General features: G+C 56.1%; 21 protein-coding genes and 1 CRISPR repeat array. Of the genes, 4 read left to right on the plus strand and 17 right to left on the minus strand.

Annotated features, from left to right (window positions below; translation table 11 throughout):
• Nucleotides 1–83: 83 nt before the first annotated feature.
• On the plus strand, nt 84–2,096 hold the full coding sequence (locus tag DF196_RS01805) for a hypothetical protein (protein WP_109056230.1): 2,013 nt from the start codon (nt 84–86) through the stop codon (nt 2,094–2,096).
• An 868-nt stretch (nt 2,097–2,964) separates the two neighbouring features.
• Nucleotides 2,965–6,477: direct repeats of the CRISPR family, unit length 28 nt; unit sequence CTTGTCCCCACGTACGTGGGGTTGAATC.
• Nucleotides 6,478–7,244: 767 nt separating this feature from the next.
• Nucleotides 7,245–9,740, plus strand: a complete 2,496-nt coding sequence (gene cas3 / locus DF196_RS01815) for a CRISPR-associated helicase Cas3' (RefSeq protein ID WP_158276241.1) — start codon at nt 7,245–7,247, stop codon at nt 9,738–9,740.
• 47 nt (nt 9,741–9,787) lie between these two features.
• Here the strand turns inward: cas3 and DF196_RS01820 are convergent, their stop codons facing one another.
• The 10 genes from DF196_RS01820 to DF196_RS01865 form a co-directional block, all read right to left on the minus strand.
• Nucleotides 9,788–10,672 (minus strand): aggregation-promoting factor C-terminal-like domain-containing protein, encoded by an 885-nt coding sequence (locus tag DF196_RS01820; RefSeq protein WP_109056233.1) that lies wholly within the window; start codon nt 10,670–10,672, stop codon nt 9,788–9,790.
• Between the two features lie 27 nt (nt 10,673–10,699).
• A complete protein-coding gene (locus tag DF196_RS01825) occupies nt 10,700–11,905 on the minus strand; it encodes a sortase (protein ID WP_109056234.1) in 1,206 nt (401 codons plus the stop codon).
• Nucleotides 11,902–12,213, minus strand: coding sequence for a hypothetical protein (locus tag DF196_RS01830; RefSeq protein WP_146194659.1), 312 nt, complete (start codon nt 12,211–12,213; stop codon nt 11,902–11,904). Before DF196_RS01830 ends, DF196_RS01825 begins: the two co-directional genes overlap by 4 nt.
• Nucleotides 12,214–12,325: 112 nt before the next feature.
• Nucleotides 12,326–12,832: a ComEA family DNA-binding protein gene (locus tag DF196_RS01835; RefSeq protein WP_109056236.1), complete on the minus strand. Its 507-nt coding sequence runs from the start codon at nt 12,830–12,832 to the stop codon at nt 12,326–12,328.
• Entirely contained in the window at nt 12,829–13,353 is a 525-nt protein-coding gene (locus DF196_RS01840; protein WP_109056237.1) for a hypothetical protein, read from the minus strand. The genes DF196_RS01835 and DF196_RS01840 overlap by 4 nt, the downstream gene beginning before the upstream one ends.
• Nucleotides 13,350–13,778, minus strand: a complete 429-nt coding sequence (locus tag DF196_RS01845) for a hypothetical protein (RefSeq protein WP_109056238.1) — start codon at nt 13,776–13,778, stop codon at nt 13,350–13,352. The genes DF196_RS01840 and DF196_RS01845 overlap by 4 nt, the downstream gene beginning before the upstream one ends.
• Before the next feature lie 224 nt (nt 13,779–14,002).
• A complete protein-coding gene (locus DF196_RS01850; RefSeq protein ID WP_109056239.1) occupies nt 14,003–14,815 on the minus strand; it encodes a hypothetical protein in 813 nt (270 codons plus the stop codon).
• 31 nt (nt 14,816–14,846) lie between these two features.
• Nucleotides 14,847–15,131, minus strand: coding sequence for a hypothetical protein (locus DF196_RS01855; RefSeq protein WP_109056240.1), 285 nt, complete (start codon nt 15,129–15,131; stop codon nt 14,847–14,849).
• A 54-nt stretch (nt 15,132–15,185) separates the two neighbouring features.
• Complete coding sequence (locus DF196_RS01860) at nt 15,186–15,803, minus strand: hypothetical protein (protein WP_109056241.1); 618 nt, start codon at nt 15,801–15,803, stop codon at nt 15,186–15,188.
• A gap of 160 nt (nt 15,804–15,963) precedes the next feature.
• Nucleotides 15,964–16,299 carry a hypothetical protein gene (locus DF196_RS01865; protein WP_109056242.1) on the minus strand — a complete coding sequence of 112 codons (336 nt, stop codon included), beginning with the start codon at nt 16,297–16,299 and terminating at the stop codon, nt 15,964–15,966.
• A gap of 148 nt (nt 16,300–16,447) precedes the next feature.
• Between DF196_RS01865 and DF196_RS01870 the strand changes: the two genes are divergently transcribed.
• Entirely contained in the window at nt 16,448–16,810 is a 363-nt protein-coding gene (locus DF196_RS01870) for a hypothetical protein (RefSeq protein ID WP_146194660.1), read from the plus strand.
• A 37-nt stretch (nt 16,811–16,847) separates the two neighbouring features.
• Nucleotides 16,848–17,324 carry an ImmA/IrrE family metallo-endopeptidase gene (locus tag DF196_RS01875; protein ID WP_109056244.1) on the plus strand — a complete coding sequence of 159 codons (477 nt, stop codon included), beginning with the start codon at nt 16,848–16,850 and terminating at the stop codon, nt 17,322–17,324.
• On the opposite strand, the gene DF196_RS01880 is transcribed toward DF196_RS01875, so the two are convergent.
• From DF196_RS01880 to DF196_RS01905, 7 genes are all read right to left on the minus strand, one after another.
• On the minus strand, nt 17,321–17,599 hold the full coding sequence (locus tag DF196_RS01880) for a hypothetical protein (protein ID WP_146194661.1): 279 nt from the start codon (nt 17,597–17,599) through the stop codon (nt 17,321–17,323). The two genes, DF196_RS01875 and DF196_RS01880, sit on opposite strands and share 4 nt — an antisense overlap.
• Before the next feature lie 44 nt (nt 17,600–17,643).
• Nucleotides 17,644–18,060 carry a hypothetical protein gene (locus DF196_RS01885; protein WP_109056246.1) on the minus strand — a complete coding sequence of 139 codons (417 nt, stop codon included), beginning with the start codon at nt 18,058–18,060 and terminating at the stop codon, nt 17,644–17,646.
• Nucleotides 18,061–18,148: 88 nt separating this feature from the next.
• Nucleotides 18,149–20,260 carry a primase-helicase family protein gene (locus tag DF196_RS01890; RefSeq protein ID WP_109056247.1) on the minus strand — a complete coding sequence of 704 codons (2,112 nt, stop codon included), beginning with the start codon at nt 20,258–20,260 and terminating at the stop codon, nt 18,149–18,151.
• A 522-nt stretch (nt 20,261–20,782) separates the two neighbouring features.
• Nucleotides 20,783–21,037: a type II toxin-antitoxin system TacA family antitoxin gene (locus DF196_RS01895; protein WP_109056248.1), complete on the minus strand. Its 255-nt coding sequence runs from the start codon at nt 21,035–21,037 to the stop codon at nt 20,783–20,785.
• 1 nt (nt 21,038) lies between these two features.
• On the minus strand, nt 21,039–22,082 hold the full coding sequence (locus DF196_RS01900; RefSeq protein WP_109056249.1) for a GmrSD restriction endonuclease domain-containing protein: 1,044 nt from the start codon (nt 22,080–22,082) through the stop codon (nt 21,039–21,041).
• Between the two features lie 30 nt (nt 22,083–22,112).
• A complete protein-coding gene (locus tag DF196_RS13390) occupies nt 22,113–22,256 on the minus strand; it encodes a hypothetical protein (protein WP_158276242.1) in 144 nt (47 codons plus the stop codon).
• An 18-nt stretch (nt 22,257–22,274) separates the two neighbouring features.
• Nucleotides 22,275–23,594 (minus strand): hypothetical protein, encoded by a 1,320-nt coding sequence (locus tag DF196_RS01905; protein WP_109056250.1) that lies wholly within the window; start codon nt 23,592–23,594, stop codon nt 22,275–22,277.
• Between the last annotated feature and the right edge of the window lie 499 nt (nt 23,595–24,093).

Below are 24,093 nucleotides of genomic sequence, written 5' to 3' on the forward strand. Positions count from 1 at the left end.
ATAACGGTGCGAGACTGTTCCCCGCTACATGAAAAGGGTTTGCTTCAAACGACAAACCGAACTCAACAAAGCAAAGGAATCACATGTCCTTCAGCCTCACACCAACCCAGCAGCGCAAGCGAGTCCTCGGAGCCATCCTCGCCACCGTACTCACCACTGGCGCATTCGCCGCCCCGATCACCGCCGCCTACGCCGACACCCCGGACTCCCCCACATCCGTTTCAACCGAAGCGCAATCCCGCTCCGCCGCCTCATCAGGCACCATCACCGTCGCATGGAAGGACCTGACCGGAACCACCGGCTACATCGCCACCGACGACGCCTCCAAGCTCCCGAAGGCCGACGGATACGCCGTCAAAGACGTCAAGGGAATCGCCTTCGGCAAATACACGGTCACCTACACCGCCACCGAATCCCAGCCCGGCAACGCGACCTTCACCTATATTCCGTCCGTGTCCGCCGACAAGGACGGGAAGGTCAGCTTCGACGGCACCACAACCAAGAACATCGCATTGGATTCCGGCAAGACATCCGATGTGCTCGACCTAAGCAAGGGCGGCATGCTCGTCTTCCCGAAGAGCGATGTCGAAAATGGCACGTTCACCATCAATCCGGTCTTCGATGAGACCACCAAGCCGGATACCCCTGCTACCGGTAACACGGTGGAAGTGAAGGATACCCTCTCAAAGAGCTTCAAGGAGCTTGGCATCGCAGCCGGCGACTACACCGTGACCTGGTCGGGAGACAATAAAGCCACATTCAACATCTTCAAAATCGTCTCCTCCAAAGAGAAGTCCGCTCCGGCTGTGCTTCCACCTGATTATGTTGGCACACTCGCCGCGGACGGCAGCCTATCGTGGACCACAAAAGACGGCAAGACCGTTGACCACATTTCAGTCGAAGACAGTGATGTGCTGACGATTACCGGAAACGGAACCGCCACATTCAATACCTACAAGGCCTCCACCTCCACGCCGGATCCCGAAGCAAAGTCCTTCACCTTCAACGCCGACGCCGACACCCCGTTCTACGGTACGCTGGATTCTCAGAAACTGACTGAAGGCAATTACAAGGTCTCCGTGACCCCGAACGCCAAGGATGGATCGATCCTTGCCAAGATCGGTGAACCGGATGCGGATGGCAAGGTAACGAACCCGCTGTTTACGATTGAATATGCGGGTGGTTCGGCCGGTAAGAACTTTACCGTTCACTCGGTCGCCGACAATGTGGATTCCGCCAACCAGGTTCTTCTTCTGAAGCCCACTTATGGTATCGAACTGACCGGTGGCAGCGTTACGTTCACCCAAGCCTCCGAAGGGCCGAAGTGGACGACGGAAATCGGCACCGAGGAAACCAAGCCGATCAGAACCTATGACATCGACCTGAGCAAAATTGCCGACGCTAATGGCGACCGGATGCCAATTCTCGGTCTTGTCCCCCTGAATGGTGGCGAAAAGCTTCCTTCCGTGGTTGTGCCGAAGGCTGATGACCAGGCCAAGGCTGACAGCAAGGACGAAGCAAAGACCCCTGCGCCAGCATCCGAATCGTCCGACACTGTCACCCCGACGGATAAGACCGATGAGGACAAGACGGAAAGCACGGAGAAGCCTGCCGATACAACCAAGTCCGCTTACACATTTGCGGATCAGTTCCAGGCCCTGCAGCCAGGAACCTACAGGATCACCTTCACGGCAAGCGACGGTGAGGCCGCTGCCCCGGCTTTGAATGGTGTCTGGTACAACCAGACCGAAACGAAGGATGGCGTGTTCAACAAGACCCCGGACGCCAAGTCCACCACCGTTACCGTGCGTGACGGCAGGTTTGACGCGGTCGGCGAGAAGCCTGCTCCGACCGAGCAGACTTTGGAAGTCACCAAGGGTGGCGTCCTTTACTTGAACGCCGGCGAGAATGCGGGAACCGTGCATCTCGCTCTTATCAAGGCAGCGGAGACGCCGAAGGACGGCGACCAGCAACAGGATAACAAACTGGCCCACACGGGCGTCGGTATTCTTGCCTCCATCCTGGGTATCACCAGTATGACGGGTGCGGGAGCTGGGTTCGAGCTGCTTCGCCGTAAGAAGAGCCACGCGGAGTAAGCCTGAACTACCGTAAGAGGGGTGGTGCAAGGACGGTCGGACGTCTTTGCACCACCCCTCTTTTTTGTCTAAATCTAGTTCAGTATGGCATCCGAGCTGAGGCGTTCGTTCCGTAGTTTTATCGCATACTGCTTGGTGAACGTATGCCGCGGCTTATCGATGATTTCAGCCAGTAAATGTTTCGAGTCAATCATGATTGTTTGTCCGATGAGAACTTACATTTCAAATCTGCATAAATTTGCATCAAGCCAATAATAAACCAAGGCCTATTACCGAAATGTTCCCTTTGCTGAAACGCTTACGGGAAATTGATATAGAACACCGATAGTACGATTAATGCCATTACGCATATGGCCCCCGCGGAGACCAGGAAAGAAACCGTCACTGGACCCAGGAGCGGTCTTCGATCGAAGTTCTTGTGCATGAGCGTGATGATACCGGCTACATCGATTAAAAGAACGAGGATGATCGTCAGGAGTGGTAAATACCTCATCGTAGCGTTCCTTTCTTACTAAGAGCTATCTTGGTGGTTATGAGATAGTCCATATGTGTGATATACTGAAGACATGCACACGATACGAAATGGCAAGAACACACAGCTGCCCAAACGAAGACCAATCCTCGGGGTCTGAACTCGAAGCATAAGACAGCATCCCCGAGACTAAAGAAAGTTTCCACCGACATGACCGAGTGGATCCTAAATCCGGTTTTGCTTCACTCCTCACGTATGTGGGGTTGACCCTGTACGCCGGATACAGGGATGATAGGGCGCCTCTATAAGTAGAGAAAACGGAAAACCCACTGTCGTTCGACGGAAAAACACGCATTTTCCAAAAACAGACCGTTGGAATTCCGCCGTTTCTCTGCTCTTGTCCCCACGTACGTGGGGTTGAATCTTTTTGCAAGCCATGTATACCCGCCCATACCAAACTTGTCCCCACGTACGTGGGGTTGAATCGAGTGTGGGCTTGCCGGAAGAGGCCGCGTTCAGCTTGTCCCCACGTACGTGGGGTTGAATCCTGGTATGCAATGGTGCAGCACCTCGCCCCAGACTTGTCCCCACGTACGTGGGGTTGAATCCTCCTGCTTGGGCGACGCCGACCACTCCGGTCAAGACTTGTCCCCACGTACGTGGGGTTGAATCCCGGTAACGGCTGGAACAATCGAAAAATTACCGCTTGTCCCCACGTACGTGGGGTTGAATCCGTAATTCCATTTTCCAAGCATGGACTCTGCCACTTGTCCCCACGTACGTGGGGTTGAATCTCCTTGTCGTCATACCACGATTGCACCAGACGTCTTGTCCCCACGTACGTGGGGTTGAATCCGGTTTCGAACCAGTTAGGCCATTCCAGTGCGGCTTGTCCCCACGTACGTGGGGTTGAATCCTCGACCATATACGCCATCTGCCTTACCGGTAACTTGTCCCCACGTACGTGGGGTTGAATCCCCAAGGCGCGGCCTTGATTGGCTCATGCATGGCTTGTCCCCACGTACGTGGGGTTGAATCTGTAGATCCGCCAATCCCTCTCATTTGAGCGGACTTGTCCCCACGTACGTGGGGTTGAATCCAGTGCAAGAAGTGCAAGCCCTAACCCAGCAGCCTTGTCCCCACGTACGTGGGGTTGAATCTCTCTGGGTAAAACCTAGGTCGCTACCATCTTGCTTGTCCCCACGTACGTGGGGTTGAATCCCGGATAAGAGGCAAATACTTTCTGCATCGTATCTTGTCCCCACGTACGTGGGGTTGAATCCCAAAGTGCTGGCAGGCACACGCTGGGTTGTGGGCTTGTCCCCACGTACGTGGGGTTGAATCTGGGTGGAAAGAATCAACGCCTTCATTTTCAGGCTTGTCCCCACGTACGTGGGGTTGAATCTCAGGCTAAAGGCAGCCGAACTTGCGGAACAGGCTTGTCCCCACGTACGTGGGGTTGAATCCCATCGGCCTTGACGCGGACGAACTTGCTGTGGCTTGTCCCCACGTACGTGGGGTTGAATCCGGAACACTTACGCGAAGCACAGGTGGAAGCCCCTTGTCCCCACGTACGTGGGGTTGAATCCCAAACAGACCTCAAGACCAATGTGGGCATAATCTTGTCCCCACGTACGTGGGGTTGAATCCAGGCGAAACGACTTCGAGACCGCGCTAGCCGACTTGTCCCCACGTACGTGGGGTTGAATCCTTGCGCGTAGAAGCATGGCGGCGTTCGCCATTCTTGTCCCCACGTACGTGGGGTTGAATCCTTCTGGACACTGGCTGAACCGGTATCCGACCACTTGTCCCCACGTACGTGGGGTTGAATCCGATCGCAAGCAATGGGCCAAAGCAAACCCGTCCTTGTCCCCACGTACGTGGGGTTGAATCTATAACGATACGCATTGATTCAGCGAATGAGTATCTTGTCCCCACGTACGTGGGGTTGAATCAGTGGATGACTATGCCACAAAAAGGTATACGCGCTTGTCCCCACGTACGTGGGGTTGAATCCCCTGATCGGTTCGTGTTCGGTATGTGGCGGGCCTTGTCCCCACGTACGTGGGGTTGAATCCTCTCGGTGACCTCGTAGACGCCTGGATAACTGCTTGTCCCCACGTACGTGGGGTTGAATCCGCCACGGCGACAACCCCGCCTATCGCCACTGCCTTGTCCCCACGTACGTGGGGTTGAATCCCCCTCTTGATTATTAGTGGCATATTTGCGCAGCTTGTCCCCACGTACGTGGGGTTGAATCTTACGCCGTGTGGTTACAGCACCTTGGAGTGCGCTTGTCCCCACGTACGTGGGGTTGAATCCGCCTGACCGGGGCGAGTACGCCGGTGAATCAACTTGTCCCCACGTACGTGGGGTTGAATCTCAGTTCACTTCATCCCCATTCCGGGTGTGAGACTTGTCCCCACGTACGTGGGGTTGAATCTGCTTGGTCTTTTGGATGGAACCGCACCGCGAGCTTGTCCCCACGTACGTGGGGTTGAATCTTGAGGCAGCTAGTTCCTGGGGAGTGCTCACGGCTTGTCCCCACGTACGTGGGGTTGAATCCTCGGAAGGGATGCCGTGCAGTGTAGTCCGTGGCTTGTCCCCACGTACGTGGGGTTGAATCCTTGCCCATCCAAGGCTTGATGCCGAGTTGCTCGCTTGTCCCCACGTACGTGGGGTTGAATCTTTCGCCGAGACATTCGCCACTTCGATGCGAGACTTGTCCCCACGTACGTGGGGTTGAATCGATGCTTCCACATCCCATATCAATAGGGCCCACCTTGTCCCCACGTACGTGGGGTTGAATCCACTGGATGTCTACGCGGCCTTGTGGCCGGACCCTTGTCCCCACGTACGTGGGGTTGAATCCGTCGCTACACGAGCAAGCGCAAGGTCTACGGCCTTGTCCCCACGTACGTGGGGTTGAATCCGGTTTGAGGGTGGTTGTTGTTCCAGCGGTGATCTTGTCCCCACGTACGTGGGGTTGAATCTACGACGACTGGCAAGCCGGACTAGGCCGCTTGCTTGTCCCCACGTACGTGGGGTTGAATCCACGACACGCTCATGGAACTCCTCAACGGACCCCTTGTCCCCACGTACGTGGGGTTGAATCTATATGTCGAAAGTAGAACCACTTTTGATTCCACTTGTCCCCACGTACGTGGGGTTGAATCCCGGAACAGCCCGACACAGGCGGTACGGACACGCTTGTCCCCACGTACGTGGGGTTGAATCCGAACTGGAAAAGCAGCTCGCCGAACTGCAAGGCTTGTCCCCACGTATGTGGGGTTGAATCCACCGTCACACCCGACAAGGACTAGACTGACGGTTTGTCCCCACGTACGTGGGGTTGAATCTCTGAGCATGGTCTCTTTGACCGAATCCAAGCCCTTGTCCCCACGTATGTGGGGTTGAATCTTCCTCATCCGACATCGTGCTTGTGGTGGTTTCCTTGTCCCCACGTATGTGGGGTTGAATCCCGCTGCCCAGGTCACTGCCGGTGATGACCAGCCTTGTCCCCACGTATGTGGGGTTGAATCTGGAAATGGAATGCAAATGTCCGAGAGTGGACACTTGTCCCCACGTATGTGGGGTTGAATCCAGATTGAGCAGGGCGGTAAGGGTAAGCGTCTCCTTGTCCCCACGTATGTGGGGTTGAATCCGCGCTGCAGCGAAGACGAACCGTCAGCCGAATCTTTTCCCCACGTATGTGGGGTTGAATCTGCCGGGGTTGGTGAGGCCAGTTGGAATGACCCCTTATCCCCGCGCAAGTGGGGTTGAATCTAGCCGGCTCTGTCCGAGATGGCGAGCCTGTGCCTTATCCCCACGTATGTGGGGTTGAATCACTCAGGGAACACCCGTATCGCATCATCCACATCTTGTCCCCACGTATGTGGGGTTGAATCTTGGCAGTTCTGGGTAGAGGCCAACCGTTGGCGCTTGTCCCCACGTATGTGGGGGTTGAATCCCAGTTCGACAAGCTCGCGCAGAGTGTTGGCGCCTTATCCCCACGCAAGTGGGGTTGAATCTCCGCAGAGGAGCGCGACGGAATGGGCGAATATCTTTTGTCCCCACGTATGTGGGGTTGAATCCTTCACGTGTCGGCATCCACACGGGACGCACAGCTTGTCCCCACGTATGTGGGGTTGAATCTTAGCCTGATCACGAGAATCCAAGTATGCCTCAACTTGTCCCCACGCAAGTGGGGTTGAATCCTTTCTCGTATTTCGCGGTTTAGGTATCCTTAGCTTGTCCCTGCGTATAATGGAGATGTCGATAGGACGGTCGAAGCACCGGTTGTCGGTGGCTCTTATCGACGTGGGAGTATGGAAACATCTCTTAGTAAGGCGTAAGGGGGGGCGGCTTGCAAGGGCCGCCCCCTTAACTTGTCCCCACGTATGTGGGGTTGAATCCACGGACGGCACCTTGGCGGTCGCTCTCGGCATCTTGTCCCCCACGTATGTGGGGTTGAATCCTGGCAAGACCGGTGCATGTTGGCCGTCGGTGTCTTATTCCTACGCGAGTGGGGTTGACTCTCTTACGCGACATTCCGTGACTATCGAATTATCTCATGTAAGTGTGTTTTGGTTCTTTTTGGATTTGGTTCGTCGGGCTTGATGTCATTGGCGTCAATAGTGATATACTGTAAATGTATACACATTATGAGAGGTTCGATGAACACAAGCACTATACCGATTTGGGGTAAAACCGATCAGGAAACCAGCAACCCCGGGAAATGGCTTCCCCTTTCGACTCATTTGACCGACACTGCCGAAACCGCATCCCTTATCTGGAATGAGTGGATACCCAGCAATGTAAAAGCGAGATTAGATGATTGCCTTGGCTCATCTAATGCGATGCCAACCCTGATGTTTCTTGCTTCGATTCATGATGTCGGCAAGATCAGTCCACTGTTTGAAACACAGGCTGCAGATGCTTATTCGGGGATTATCCGAGAGCAATCCGAAAATGGTCTTGTAATTCCTGAATTGGTGTCCACCTTGCCGAGGGGATCCAGGCCGTCCGAATACAGGCATGAGAAGATCGGCGCATCGGCATTGTATGGTTGGCTCCTTCGGCATGATGTGTCTGAGAAGGTAGCTGCCACGTATGCCCAGATTATCGCAGGTCATCATGGTGGCTGCTTGGATTATGGGGCGCTCAAGGACTTGGGGAAACCGTCCATGTTCAAGGGCGATTCCAAATGGGGTGATTTGCGAGAAGCGTATTTGGATGAAGCCTATGAGCGTTATCCATGTGTTTTTTCCGAGACCCCGTTGACTAAGCAAACCCAATTGGTTCTTACCGGTTTTCTTGTCGTTTCTGATTGGATTTCCTCGAACCAGGATTTATTCCCTCTGGATCCCTCCAGAGAGACGGATGGTTACCCGACTAGGGCTGTCGCTTCTTGCAATCTTCCTTCACCGTGGACTCCTCAGTTGGAGGAGCAGGATGCCGGAAAGTTGTTCAGTAAGCGTTTTGATCGACCTTCTACCATGATTCGCCCGTTCCAGAAGGAAGTCGTAGATGCGGCTTTCAACATGGATAGTCCCGGTATCATGTGCGTGGAGGCTCCGATGGGTGAAGGTAAGACCGAAGCCGCATTCCTGGCTGCGGAGGTTCTTGCTTCGCGATTCGGTTTGGGTGGACTCTATTTCGCTCTCCCCACCCAGGCCACTGCCGACTCGGTCTACGGGCGTATGATGACCTGGCGTTCGCATCTGCCTGATACGCCAGGTTCAACGTATCTCTCCCATCGGCACTCGACTGGGATCATGAAACAGTTGGGTCGCGAAACGGAATGGTCCTGGTTGGATGGACGGTACCGTCGCACCATGCACAACATGGTCGTAGGCACAGTGGACCAGATTCTTCTCTCCGCGAGGAAAGCCAAGTATCTCGTGTTGCGTCATCTCTCCTTCGTCGGGAAAGTACTCGTCATCGACGAAGTCCACGCCTATGACGAGTACATGACCGTGTACTTGGAACGGGCACTTGAATGGTTGGGCTCCTACCATGTCCCGGTCATACTCATGAGCGCCACCCTACCAAACGCACGCCGCGTCAGCCTTCTTCAAGCCTACGCGACAGGAGCCGGATACTCTACGGAACAAGACACGAACAACCTCCTGTCTCCATGGAAGATAACCGTACTTGATTCCAAAAAAACGAACACCCGCTATCCCAAGGGATCCTCGCGCCACACCACAATCACCACGGAAATGACCACAGACGAAGAAGGCATCCAAACCGCCATCGACATAGTCAAGGCCGGCGGATGCGCTCTCATCATCAAAGACACCGTCAACAGGGCCAATAGAACCTACGAAAAAATCAAGGCAACAGGAACCCCCACGCTCCTGGTTCACTCACGCTTCACGGTAGCGGACCGTCAAAAACTCGACCACACCCTAATCGAAGATTTCGGTCCCCAGCAAGACCATCGACCCCCGATGATTGTAGTCGCCACACAGGTAGCGGAACAAAGCCTTGACGTGGACTTCGATATCATCGTCTCTGATATCGCACCAATCGATCTGCTCCTGCAACGCGCCGGAAGACTATTCCGCCACGACAGGACAAGCCGCCCGGTCAGCAACGCCAAAATGCTCATAACCGGCGCCAACGGATACCCAGAAGGAATCGGTTTGGTTTACGACCCATGGATACTAGACCAAACCACCTCGAGCCTACAATCCCATCCACAATGGAACCTTCCTGAAGACATACCGGAACTCGTCGAATCAGTCTATTCCAAAGCAATCGAAGGCCCCGAAGGCAAAGCCTTCAAGAGAAAAATCAAAGCAAAGCAAGCCGAAGCCAGAAGAGCCCTGATCCCCCACGCATACGGACGAAGCACCTGCCTAGACGGATGGCTCAACAACGCACCAACGACGGGATCAGTAAGAGACGGTGGCCCGGTAACCGAAGCCTATCTGGGTGAGAAAAGTCAAGAAAACCTGATTCAACTCACGGAAAGCTCACTAGGCTACCTTGACGCCAACACCTTCATTGAATCCATGAAAGACCACGAATGGGCCGCCAAGAACGGAAACATCACCATCCCCACAGACAACCTCCCATTCACAATCAACACAACAGGCTTCACCTACACATACAACTACTCAAAAGAATACGGCTGGCAAGTAAACAAACAACTCAACCAATAAGCCGCCTCTAGGCAGGGGGGTCACACAACAAACCACCCTGCCACCACTCAATAATTCCCCACAGATACCCAATGAGCATAAGCATTCTGAATGCTCCCATACCCGGTTTCGCAGTACTGGATGAACCATTTGAACTGGGTTTGGTAATTGGTTTGCCAGTCTGCTCCTGCCACGCTCATTTTTGAGCCTGGCAGGGCTTGCCCCAAGCCGTATGCTCCGGAGCTGGGGTTTGTTGCGGTGGGACTCCAGCCTGATTCGTGGTTGATGATGTGGTTGGCTGCGGTGAAGTCGTCTTCGGTGTAGCCGTTGGCGAGGAGGTAGTCGTGCGCCCATTTCTGGATTTCTGAGGTCGGGGTTGTGATGCCGAGTTGGCTTGTTGGGTCGAGGGTGCCGACGAGGATGACTTTGTCTGTTGGCGGGGTTTTGACTTGGGCTGTGAAAACGTTTGAGTGGACTATCTTGTCGCCTGTTTTGATGACGAGTTTGGTGGCTTCCATGACTCCGTTTTGGCCTTCGGTTTCGGTTTTTTCCTGCCCTTTGGGGAGGGTGGAGGTTTCTTTTTTGACTGTGGAGAAGGGGATTGGTTCTTCGCTGGTTTCGACTGTGGTTTCCGGTGCGGTGATGGTGATTGCGGTGTCTTCTTTGACTTTGCTTTCCAATGTCGGTGAGATGACGGAATCCGGTTCCAGGGTGATGCCGTTCTCATCCAATGCGGCTTTGATGGTCTTGTGTGGTTCGGCGAGTATGCGACGCTGTTTGCCGTTGATGGTGATTTTGATACTTGTCTTTGGTGCTTCTACTGCGTTTGCCGTGCTGTTGTAGTATAGACGGTCATTAAGTGCAGAGAAGCATAGCAGGAGTCCGATAGTGATCAGGCATGCGATGACCTGCAGGATTGGTTTCCTGGGTTTTTTGTTGCGATGCTTGGCCATGACCGGCCCCCTTCCTTTGTTTTAATCTCAGGTAATGCTCGGGTGCGGGGACTCCAGAATCGGAATGTTCTCGGCCATCCACGGGCAAGCCCACCGCCAGCAGGCGAACACGATAGCCGCGGTCAATAGTGCGGTGAGCACCAGTCTGACAACGACATTGCCGGCACTCAATCGGAAGATGATGACCAGCGGGTTCGCGGACGGGTCGCGTTGGATGATGCCCATCATCCTCTTGTGGCTGATGATCCATGCGAACGTGTTGAGCACCAGCCATGAGATGAGCGTGCAGAGTGCGAGTACGCCGGTGACGGGGAGGTTGACTGTACGGCTGAGTGTGGTCACATGCTTGGTGATCTGTGTGCGCACGTCGGTCGTCGTAGTGGATAGCGCTTCGGGCATGCCTTCGGTCTTGTCTATCCAGCCTTCCAGTTGGCCGTGGACGATGAATCGTTGCGTCTGTTCGCCGGTTCCGGCCCAGAAGATCATCGGATAGCAGGTGGTGAGGGTGATGCCTCGTTCGACGCCGGCCGCGTATGGTGCGATCACATCAGTCTGATGCATGTCAACGATCTGATGCGAGACAGCCTTGTACACAAACCAATAGTCATTGGTTTCGATGATGATTTCCTGACCAGGGGTCAGTTTGTCCAGGTAGCCGAAGTCGGTTGCGGTGGCGTGGCCGGCAAGACTGTAATTGCCGATTTGTCCAGCATTGGCAGTGCTTTCGTAGTGGCCGGCGCCCATGTTGTTGAGCACGTCCAAACCGGTGCCCTGCTGGATCGGCCGCTTCCAATCCTTGCCGAGGACGGGCATGTACACGTAACCCATGATTTCCCCATATTTCGGTTTGGAGTTGTCGACGGGGATGTCGTCGGTGTGGAGTTTGGCGGCGTTCGACTTGCTGGTCTTGAACTCCTTCTTGCTGGCGGTGACGAGTTCACGACTTACGGAGTCGGTGTCCATGCCGCTGCCCACGTACTGCCATCCGATGTAGATGGCGAAGAACAGGACGAGGAGGATGCAGGTGCCGCCGATGAACTGCAGCAGGTAATCCCACCATGCTCGGCGGATACGTTCCGGTTTGAGACTGTCCCCATGCTTCGGTTTCCTTCGAGGCGGATATGCGGGAGGCGTGTTCCCGCTGGAGCGTGGAACACGTCGAACCGGGGTAACCGGTTCGCTGGCTGCGGGCATGAAGTCTTCCCAGTCGGCGTCGGCGTAACTTGCGCTCATGCGACCTCCTCGACTGTCTGTTGTTTGCGGGCTTCGAAGACGAGACTGCGTGCCTGGGTTGCTTGTTGAATGGCCTGTTGGAGGACCGGGTCATCGTCGGCGAACGGGGTCAATGTGTTGATGACACTGGACAGGAGTCCGATGGATGCGCTGGCGCAAGAGGTTTTCGACGCTTCACCGTTTTCGTCGCGGAAGATGAGTCGGATTGGCATGGCTGTCTGCGGTGTTTCGGTGACTGGTTCTCCCCCGCCGTTGCGTTGTGTTTTCAGCCAATAGTCGAAGAATGCGGCCGCCTGGTCTGGGCTCATGTCTTTTGGCGGATGCTGGATGAACGCATCCCTGACTGTTTTCGTTCGAATCATTATCTTTGTCCCCGTAAAAGAGTGTGTTTGGTTCCCCTTGAAATGATGATGGTTCCGGTCAGCTGATTTCCTGCTGTTTGCGCCGATAGGCTTCGGTCACCGTCTGACTGTGTTCGGGGTGTTCCATGAGTTCGTCCAGATAGCAGTCGAGGACGAGCGCGTGTTTTTCTCCGGTGAGCTGGTCCATGGCGCTCATGGTTTTCATGGTGATGCCAGGGCCGATCCTGTTGTCTGTCCGGAATTGGATGATTTCCTTTGACAGTTTCCGTTGCAGTTCGCTGATACCTGGGATTGTTTGGATGTCGGTTCTTGTCGCATACCAGTCGGCCAGTTCCAGCACCGATTGGCGCATCAACGGCATGACCTGAGTGGACATGCGCAGCTTGTGGTCCACGAAGACCAGGAATGCGAGCATGCACAAGGTTACCGCAGCCATGGCGAATCCGAGGATTGTTCCGACCATCCACAGCATGGGCTTGGCTTGCAGACAGTAGACTCCCAAACCTGTCCATGCTGTGAGGGCGATGATGTTCAGGATGATTCTGCTCCTGATTTTCTGGTTCATTCCTTGCTTGTCCCGTTCATGCTGACGGCCGCCTGTTGCTGCCGGTAGGCTGTTTGCTGTTTCCAGAGGGCTGGTTTCCTGGACATGTCGGTCAAATACTGGTTGAGGACTTCGGCATGCTGTTCCCCGCTACTTGCGTCCATCGTTCGCATCGTCTGGATTGCCGGTGTGAGCTGTTCGAGGGGCATGTTCTGTGCGATCTGCAATTGCAATCCCAACCGTTCACGCAGGCTGATGATGCCGTCCAGCCGGTCCAGATCGGTTCTCGTCGCATACCAGTTACCGAGCTCGTAAATAGACTGGCGGGCGACCGTTTCGGCCTGCTCCTGGTCGGACTCCACCTTGTACACGAGCAAAGCCACGACCATGGCGACCACGGAGATCAGCATCCACAGCAAACCGACGCGCACCCACAACTGCCAGCCCAACGTTCGCCGGACACTGGTGACGATTACGGCAACACCCCAGAGAATGGTTGAGACCGTGCAGATCGTGATGATGCGTTTGATGTCGGTTTTCACTCCGGGTCGGTCTCCTGCAGTCGTTCGTGTTTCCGGTAGGTGGCTCCGATGAAATGCAAGGCGGTCAATGTGCCCAGTTCCTCGGGTGTTTCGACGCCGGGGAGGATGATGTGGTCGGTTTGCATCCGGTTCCGCTCGTTGGGAGCGCATTCGAATTCGGCTACGACCTCATCGCCTGTGTGTTTCCGGTTGCCGGTGACCAGCCAGTAGTGTTCGCGTACCCGTCGTTTCATGGTCGGGTTGACGGCGTTCAACTGGCCGGTGTAGGTGTCGAACAGGCTGGATGGTACGGCGTCGGGGACGACGGCGGAATCATAGTAGATTTGTCCATCCTCGTGTTTGGTGAAGTGGATTTCGGCGATGATGTCGCCGCCGTCTTTTTCACCTTCCGTTGGGATGATCAGCCGGTATCGGGTCGGTTTCACCTTCGGCCGGGATTGGGTTTCCTTCGGTTTGGCAACCGGAGGCTTCTTCCCCGTGGTCGTCTTCCGAGTGCGGGTTTTCGTTTGGCTCTGTTAAACCAAGATTGACATGGCCCTTATTCTCGGCTCCCCTTGTCAGGGGAGCTGTCGGCGAAGCCGACTGAGGGGTAGCCAGACATGGATTCATGTCAATCTTGGTTTAACAGAGCCTTTCGTTTTGGCGCCGGTCACTCGGAGTCCTTCTCCTCGGTGCGGGAATCGTACATGGCGTGGATCTGTCCCAGGGCCTTCGGATGGTCGACGGCGGCCTTCGCGTACTTCTTGAACACGACCGCATCCTCTTCACCCAGCAACAGATCGAGCATGCTGATGTAGGTGAGCAGGTTCTTGTTGTTCTGGGATGCTTCGCCGTCCATGTTCAGGTCGAAATCGTTCTGATGGGTTTCCAAGTAGTCGGCGAGATGCTTGCGGATTTCTGGAACACCGGGGATTTCGTTGCCGTGCGTGCGCTGGCTGTCTTTGACGGCGAGGCGATGCAGGTCTTTGACGAGCAGGTCTTCGGCCTGGTGGCGGGCGCGGGTGATGCCGATGGTCAGGTAGGATTTGATGGCGGTGTAGATGAAGTAGATGGTGAGGAGCGCGTCCACGATGACGAGGGCAAGGTTGCTGGTGTCTTTGGCTTGGATTTCGTGGATGACGAGGTAGATGCAGACGGCGACGACGATGAGGGCGAGGCAGGCGTCCCAGATGGCGTTGCTTTTCGCGGTTTTGAGTTCCTTGGTTCGCATGGTGGAGGTGAGTCCGACGATGACGGGCTCGTCCTTCTTGGCAGCGGGCTTCTTGTCGGTCTTGGTCTTATCCTCGGCCGGCTCGGGCTTGGTGTCGGTCTCCGGCTTCACGTCGGGCTCGCCGGCGGCGGGCGTCGGTTCGGCGGCTGGCTGTGCGGGGCTGGCCTCCTCCTTGATGGTGGGGGCTTCGGGTTCCGTGGACTGCGGCTGGCTGCCGGCGGGCGTGGTGGTCTTGAGGTTTTCTTCGCTCATATTCTTAGGTCTCCTTGACTGGCTTAGTCGGTCAGTTGTTGCTGCTGTTGTTACGGCTGTTCTTCCACTCCTGACGGTCGAACTTCGCCGGAATGAACACGTCGTACCCGTTGGGAATGTATGGGGTGGAGTATCGGTCGCGGCTTTCGACCGGCAGGTCACGCAGGTACGGATTGTCCTTGAGTTTTCCGACCGACGGGTGTGTGGCCAACGGGTCGGGGATGGCGTATCGTGGCCCGTCATCGTGGGTGAAGTGCAGGTCGAGTACTGTTTTTTCGTCGAGACGATCCATGATCGTTCCGAGGGTTTCGCTCATTGTTTTGGGTTCCTTCCGCAAAATACGTGTGGTGAATATTAGTGTATCGGTGTTTTACCTGCGGAAAGACACGGGATATTCCATCCCCCTACGATAGAACTTCGCAAGCTGTCCCCACCGGTCCAACCATTCGAAATCAGGGAAATACCCGTCCCGTTGGATTTCATCCAACGACCAGGCTCCCCCGCAACGGTACAGGCAGTAGTCTCCGGGTCGCGCGTCCTCGCGGCTGATCGTTTCGAGCCCTTTGATCTGGTCGGCGTGATATCGGGACTCGAGTCCGAGCATGTCGTCCAACCGGTGGGCTTTGGTGGTGCCGTCATCGTGGATTTCGATCATTTCCCACTGTTCGTACACGGTGTAGGCGTACAGGTTTTCGGCTTTGGAGACTTGGAACCTGTCGAGTACGCTTTCCCATTTGCGGAGGGTGCGTTGTTTGGGGGTTTCCTGTTCGAGGGTTTTGAGGTTGGTGATGGTGCCGTTGAGGGTGAGTTGGAGGGCTTGGCTTGGTGTGTTGTACCAGGCGAGGAGGAGTGGGGCTGCGCTGCCGATGCTGCCGTTGATGAGTGTGGTGGTTTTCCATCGGTCGACGTAGGAGTCCCAGATGGCGAGTAGCGCCTGGTTTGGGGTTTTGGTTCGTTTGGTGGTTGTGGGTGGTGTGGTGGTGGTCATGTGTTTGGGGCCTTTGTCTTTGGTTTCTCCTGTTGTGTTCTGTGTACGCCCGGTTTTCGGGCATACTACGTGTGGACACTTTCAGAATATCGCCTTTTGTCTCTGGCTCCAAAGTTACGGCGTTTCGCTTGCCGATTCCTGAATGTTCGAAGCTGTTTCGCTAGTCGTCGAAACCGCAGATCAGGTTGAACAACGCCACCCGCAGATCCGTCTCCGCCTCATTGAAACCGCGGAGTTCGGTGAGCATGCCACCCTCGGCCAACGCATGGAGGCGGATGAGGTAAGGTTCGCCGTCCTCCCCCGCCGCCGGGACGGTGAGGAACGATCCGTGGCCGGATGGTGTGCTGGTGTGCCATGCGAGTGAGAAGACGACGTGCTTGCCGTCGAGGTCCTCCGGGGTGGCGGGCGTCCAATCCTGGTCGGGCATTTCGGTGATGAGATGCTGGATGGTGGTGGTGATGACCGGGTTGCGATGCGGGATTTCGTTTGTATTCATGTGTCCTCTTCGTTGATGTTTCTCTGTGTTTGGATTCTGAACCTGACCCATATTGTGCGTGCAGATGCACGCAAACGCAAACAAGACGGCGTGTCTTCCAACACGCCGAAACGCAAACGCCAACCAAAAAGCAGCTACCATGACAACCATGGGAACAAACCTAGGAGTCAGCGACCTCGCCAAACGCATCAACACCGCCATCCTCTCGCAGATGGGCATCCACCGCGCCTCCAACCGCGAACTCGCCCGCCTCACCGGACGCAGCGAGAAATACATACGCGACAGGATCAACCTCGACAAGGAGTGGGCGTTCGGCGACGTCGAGATCATCTGCAACGCATGGCAGCTTCCCATAGACCAGTTCATCAACGGTGCGATCACCGGCGTCACCCTGACCGACGAGGACCGCAAGCTATTGCTCATGGCCAAACTCCGCAAGAGCAACATGGCGTTGGCGGCCAACAATGATCCGTTCAAGATGCAGGAGATGGAAGGCGGTGAAGGCCGCTGAACACTGGTAGTCGTCCGGTCGACAAGGAGGAGGGGTTGTGATTCTCATCGACCATAAGGCTTACGGGCGCGGGGGCACCCTGCCGGGACGAATCATGCCTGTCAATGGGCGTATGTCGTATGATCAGATGCTTCAGGCGTTGGATCATACGGATGTGCATGTCACCGAGGATGTGATCCGTGACGAGCATTTGACCGGTGTCTACGATGAGGATTTGAAGACGATTCTCATCGACAGTCGTATGACCAACGTGCAAAAACGCTGCACCTTGGTGCACGAGCTCGTCCACTGGAAGCACGGTGACCAGGGGTGCAGCAGTTGGCTGGGCCAGCATGAAGAGAACCGCGCCCAACAGGAGACCGCCCTACTGCTGATCAGTCCGGATGCGTACCGTCGCGCCGAACACGAGTGTGACGCGGACCCGTATTCCATGGCCTGCCAGTTGGACGTCACCATGTTTGTGTTGAACACGTATCAGCGGATGCTGCACAACGGCTTGTGCGGCTGCAGCTAACGTCGGATGATATTCGCCGGATTGTCGGTTGGGGTTTCGATGGGCGTATTGCCAAGAACCCCGGTTGCGATCAATAGGGAGACGAGGAAGAACAGGCCGATGACCAGCGAATTCGGCTTCCCCGTGTCAGCCGACTGCAAGATAAGAACATCGGAGACGATACGCAGCAGAGCGGTCACGAGCGTGACCGGAGCCAGCAGACGCCATACTCTCATGCGAGCCGACTTCCTGTCCGGGCGGATGGCGAGCATGCAGGTGAGGAACATACTGGTCATAAGGCACAGCGTATCGACTGCGATCATCGCGACAAGCCACCCCATTACTGACCCTCGCCGTTCTGGTTGACGTCGTCTTGTTCGACGGCGGCGGCGAGGATATGCTGCAGGGCAATGTTGGCGCCTGCGATGGCTTCCTCGGTATAGAATTCGGCCGTCTGCTTCTGGATATCACTGCCCTGCAATACCAGTGTGATGACCGGCATCGCGGCAGGCGGGAACGCGCCGTCATCAATCAGCTCGTACCGTTCGAACAGCATAGGTTCCACGTCGAAATCAGCGTCCACGACGTTCGACCAGCGGCCGAGCATGGCAAACAGTCGGACAGCCAAAGGGTTGATAGTCGTATTGCTGGTGTCTCCGGTGATATTGAGCGTCGCCAACGATTCATCCAATGAGGGCGCATCCGCGGTCACCAGACGCGGTATGAGGTGGATGGCGATGGTGTCGTCTTCGTCCATACTTGTTCCTTACTTGCGAATATTTGTCTGATCAGGGGCTTGTGGTGGCCGGAGAGTACTTGACTCCCCGGCCACCACAAGCGGTTAACTAGTTTTCAGGCGGCTCATACTCCGGAGATGCTGGCTCCTCGTCAGGCAATGGAATCTCGTCATCCCATCCGGCGGGTGGTTGCGGTACGTTATCCGGCCCATAGTCTTCAGGCGGATATTCGTCCGGCGACAAATCCACGTGCGGGTCGTCATCCGGTTTGGCTGGATCATAGTAGGCTACCGGGTTCGGGTTCTTGACCGGAATCGGCTTCGCCACAGACTTCCTACTGGTGGTCTTGCGGGACTTCGCCTTCGCCTTGGGCTTCGACTCCGAGGTCTTCTTCCCGGTCTTCGACTTCGACTCCTTCACGGGAGCATACGTCGACCGCTTCTCCCCCGCTTCCGGTTCGGCGGGCGGGTTCTTGATATCCCAGCCTTCCGGTTCATCATCCTCACTGTAGGGGATTTCCGGTGGAATGTCGGCGGTCTTTTCGTCCTCGCGGAACTGTTGCGCGTAATTGTCGAAACGCTGCTTGCCGTTCTTGGCGATGACGAGTACGCGACGGTTGACGCCGTCGATACGCTTCGTGCTGGATTCGAGGCCGAGCATGGCGATGCTGTTCTTGTGTTCGATGTCGTTCTCACGATACGGGCATTCACGGCTGATCGCATACCCGTGTTCGAGGATACGGCTGATATACCATTCCTGGGCTCGCGTCAGATCACTGCTGCTGCCGATGACGACATCGGTCCAATGATCCTCCCAATGCGGGGGAAGCTTCTCGTCTCCACGGCGGATGGCTGCGGCGCGGTCGCGTTCCATGCGGATACGGTTGGCCTCATCCTGCTCCCAGAGGGCGCAGCTGGCCATCATCCATCCGTTCGCCTTGTGTTTCTTGATGAACGAGCGGATGCGCATCATCGCGGTTTCGCGATCCATGGGATTGTTTGGATCCTTTTCGCGGATCGCCCAATCCTTGTTTTCGCTCATGCGGATGAACGCGAATCGGCGTGCTGACGCGGCGGTCATGGTGGTGACGACCGGATTATTCGAGCAGATGGTGAACGCCGCATACGGTTGCACTTCGATGGCGTTCTCCTGGATACGACGAGCCACCAGCGGATCACCGGTGGAAATACGCTTCAGGTTCGTCATCTGCTCCAACGTGATGTCGTTGGCCTCCTCATCAAACGCCCACATGGCGCCCAACAGTTTCAACACTTCCTGATCGGTGCTGAAACCGCCGCCGCCACGCTGTCCGCCGAGGATCTTCTGCGCGTCGACGCTGGCGACCTTCTCCTTGAAGGTCTCCTTCATGCTTTTGACGATCAGACCTTTGCCGTTGCCACCGTCACCGTACATGATGTAGGTGAGGTGCTTGTAGGGTTCGAGCATCGGGGTGGCGAAGATTCGGGTGAGGTTTTCGGCGCTGTGCCCGTTGTCGTTCGTGGTGATGAGCTTCAACAGGTCTCGCGCTTCCGCGGCGACCTTCTCGTCGAAGTCGCAGTCGAGGTTGACGAGATACGGTTCGTTGAATTTCGGGTTGCCGGGTTCGATTCGGCCGACCGGGTCGAACTGGTATTCGGTTCCGGGGCGGATGAACACGACGTTGCGGAATTTGATGCCTCGGCGTACGCGGGTTTCGAGTTTGCCGGTTTCGTACAGCATTTGTTCGACCCACATGGGGTTCCATGCGGTTTTGGGGATGACGTATTCCTTCTGCATGTCGAGTACATGCCAGGAGTCGAGGAGGCGTCCTTCGCCGCTCATGTCGACGTCCCTGCAGTAGAGGGTTTTGTCGTCGGTGCCGTCGATGTTGAGGCCTTGGAAGATGTTGCCTTGCACGTAGTCCCAGAGCATGCGCGCGTAGCCTTCGTGGAAGCATTCCTTGGGGGCTTTGCCTTCGTCTTCCCTTCGCGGGTAGTGGATGCCGTGGGCTTGGCGGTCGTAGAAGTCGGGTCGTTCGCCGTCGTTGCATTCGCGGAGTCCTGTGGCGACGTAGTTGATGTCGCCGACGTTGATGCCTCCGGGGAGTGGGGTGAATCCGTCTCCTTGGTGGAGGCGGCGGAAGGCTTCGGTGTAGGGGTCGTTCTGGAAGTCTTGTTCGTCGCCGTATCCGGTGTAGCCGTAGCTTTCGTTGACGGCTGGCGGTGTTTGGTTGTCTTCCATGGCGGTTCCTTAGGACATCGGAATGTGTGGGCGTTTTCAGTGTGTTACTGGTTTTGTGTTGCGTGTTTACTGTATCACTGTTGGTGGTGGTTGTTTTATGGTGTAGGGGGTTTGGGTGGTGTTTTTGGCTTGTTGGTGCGGTTTGTTTGGGTTTGGTTCGGCGTGTCTAACTGTGCCATACTGATATTGAATACACGTTGATTTGGTTTGCTAAACGTTGCTATCCTTTGCTGCTTTTTACTGGAACTTGCAGTAGCATTCGCCGACACTGACGATGGTCAGGTTAATTGCATCGAATTCGAGGCCTTCAACCCGCCTGCAGATATAAGAAAACCCCGGCGAAGAAGCTTAAACGCTGTCCACACGTTAAACAGAGCCGCCGGGGACGGAGAAGAGACATGAACCCAAAACAAGTTTTGAGTCAAACACCTCTTATGCCGGGAATTTCACCCGAACACGTTTACAGACTATAGCATGAAAACCACTGGAACAACGCATTCGGCGCGTTTCCTGCGGAAATACTTACTTCCAATCCGGTTTGCGCGCCATCAGTTCGATCATCTGCTCGGGCATCGGCTCATCCAACGCCTTCGTTAAAGTCTCCCAATCCTCGGCGTTCAGACGGATGGTGTGCGGGAAGTCGCTCAGTTCATCGTCGGCCGCATCGAGCAGGACGGACAACGCCCACCGGTCGGCGTCCATCCCGCTACGTTTAGCGGCCTGTTCGATCAGTCGCCGCTGCTCCGGAGTGAGTCGAATTTCAATCCGATTATCCATGTCAGGCCGCGCATCCCTGCAGGAAGCTCACCGTCTCAGCCTTCTCCCATTTGCTCATCGACAGCTTGTACTTGTTCTTGATGTACACGCGCTTCGCCATGTACGCGCACTGGTACGTCTGATTCGACGGCAACCATACGGATGGCGTGCTGTACTGCCAACGCTGCTGGCCGGTGTCCTTCCATACGGTCTTGTACCGGTTGGGCACGCCTTTCGAATACAGGTTGATGCCTTCGCTCTTGCGATTGTTCGCATCCCCTTGGGAGGCGAGGAGCACTTCGGGATCATTCGCATAGGCGACGCGATCCTTCTCCCGATCCGGCTTCCACAGGCCTGAAGCCCAGGCGTCGTTCAACGCGACGACGTGGTCGATCTGCACGTCCGCCGAGGTGGAGCGCCCGTATTTGAAGTTCACGTCCGTTCCCGTATAGGGGTCGTGGAGGACGCCGGTTTTGATCTTGCAGGTCTTCGCATCCTGCGTCGTGTTCACCAAATCTCGGGCGAGGATGTAGTCGCGGGTGGTTGCCGTCCCGCACATTTTATCGCTGTTAATCCACGTGCCGAAGTCCTTTTCCCTGTCGTAGCCGGCGGGGTGCGGGGTTTCGACGGTGATGTCTTGCGCGATTTGCGCGGCCTGCTGGTAGGTGATGGGACTTGTGGCCGCAGCGGGGAGACCGGTTGACTCGTCTACTCCACTGTTTCCGTTGGTGGTGCCGTTCGGGTTCGCCTGCAACTGCCAGCCGTTCGAACCGGTGTTGGTGTTGGGTTGGAGGTTCTGCCAACTATCGTTGTTCGGGTTCGCCTGCGGTTTCGGCAGGGTGATATGCAATCCCAACGAATCATAGTCGGAGCCGGAGGGTTTCAACCCTTCGACCCCGTCAACCTGGTTGAGGGAGGCGCCGAGCGCGCTGACGACCCGGTTCCAGGCGCCGTCGCGGACAACGATGACGCTGGCGCAGATGAGTGCGAGGATGATGAGGATGGTAGTGATGATGCCGGGAATGTTGAACCCGCCGCCACCGTTTCCGGATCGTCGTCCTGCCATTGGTGTCCCCTACCTGTGAATCCGCCGCGTTTAGAAGAGGCTCATGATCGCATTGCCCGCCAAGGCGAGCACGAACACGGCTCCGATGATGAACCCGATCAGGGTGCCGTTGTTGTTCACCCAGTCGCCGAAACCGTTGTCGCCACTGTCATTGTTGTTTTTCTTATCCGCCATGATGCTGGTCTCCTCCTGTTATTTCGCCGAATCCGAACTGGTGTCGGTTTTGCCGCTGTCGAATGAGGTGTCCTCGTCACCGGAACCGGTGGCCGGGCCGCCGGTGTCTTTCTTGCTATCCGTACCGGTGCTCTTGTCGGTCTTGTCGCTGCTGCCGTCCGTGGAAGTACCATCGGTCGACGTGTCACTGGAGCCGTCGGTGGATTCGTCGCTGGAACCATCCGTCGTCCCATCCGAGGACGAGTCCGAACCATCCAACGTGGACCCATCCAACGTCTCATCCGATGACGAATCCTCCTCCGTCGTCTTGATCAACGACTTGTTGACCGCATTCCGATACGGTTTCAACCCCTTGATATACCCGTCCGCACCCCAATCCACGACCTTCGCGCTACCGGAAGTCGGATTCTTCACCAGCAGACACATGCTGGTGGTGGAGTTCGAATAATGCGACACCGTATCCGTACCCTTATCGGTCTTCTCACCGTACGGGGTGAACGTGATCGTCACCGACACCGCCGCATACGGGCTGGTCTCGCCCTTCTTCAACCCCTCCTGACTGTAGACGGCCCAATTGATGCCCACATTCGACAACGTGCCGATGGCCGCCGGCTGGTAGGCGTGCTGCGTGTTCGGGTCGGCGACGTTCACGGTCAAAGCGTTCGCATCCTTGCCGACGTACACTTTCGCCCATTGGCGGATGATCTGCGTCAACGTGTCCGTCGAATCGATTCGACGGTATCCGCTTGGCGCGGTCGTACCGGTCGATGAGGATGTCGAGTTCACGGTCTGCATCGGCAACAGCGACGGCTTCCCGTTCGGCGTGCTCACGCCCCCGCTCACATCGATCAACTGGGAGCATTGACGGGTCGTCCCATCCGCCTTGCTGATGAAACTGAACGTGTGACTCCACGTCGCCGTCGTCACACCCTCACCATCCGTGGTCGTGCCGATACGTCGAGCCTCATCCCAGATCAGATTGCTCGTACCCTCCGGGAACGGGCTCGAATCACCGTCCAACCAACTGGTGACCGCCTCCATGGCAGCCTGTTTGCCGGGTTTCACGTCGGAGCTTTTCGCCACATACGCTTCAACCTTGCTCAGACTGTTGTTCGCCGTCGAAGACGCACCCAAGGAGATGGGGAGTGCCATGAACGCGCCGAACGCGATCATGGTCATGAGGATACGCACCCAACTGGTTTTCTTCCTCGCCTGCTTCCACGCATCCAGTTCGACCTCGTCGGCGTTCTCGAATTCACCCCAACGGACGGGTTTGCCTTTGGGTTGCTTCTTGGGTTTCTGACGTGGTTTGGTGGGTTGCTGTTTTTTGGAGGCCATGGATGCTCCCTGGATGAGGGTGTGGGTGTGTTTCTGTTGGCTGATGGTACTGGTTGCACCCGGGGTTTTGAGACGCGGACATGATGGTTCCCCGTCGGTTTTCGCATGATTTTGTGTGTAACACCGTGCCACACCGCTGCCACACCCGGTGTGGCACCTCTTAGCCCTACTCCCGTAAGGGCTGAGAGGGGGTTGCCACACCGCCACACCGCCTATACCACCTCTCCCCCATCCCCCAAAACCCTCTGTTACCGCTTTTACTTACATCCCGCCGTTACGGTGTGGCGGGGGTTACTAATACTATATGGGAGTAGGGCTGAGGGCTGCCACGCCGGGTGTGGCAGCGGTGTGGCACGGTGTGGCATTTTGTAATGAAAGTGTGTTTACTGCATACAGTCTTAACGAAAACGGTTTTACAAAAGTGGATGGAATGACACGCCAAGACCAGAACTGAAGGCAAACACAAAAACGTTTCGGAACACCTACGCGAACATGGTCC

This window comes from Bifidobacterium callitrichidarum, assembly GCF_003129905.1.
GTDB lineage: Bacteria > Actinomycetota > Actinomycetes > Actinomycetales > Bifidobacteriaceae > Bifidobacterium > Bifidobacterium callitrichidarum.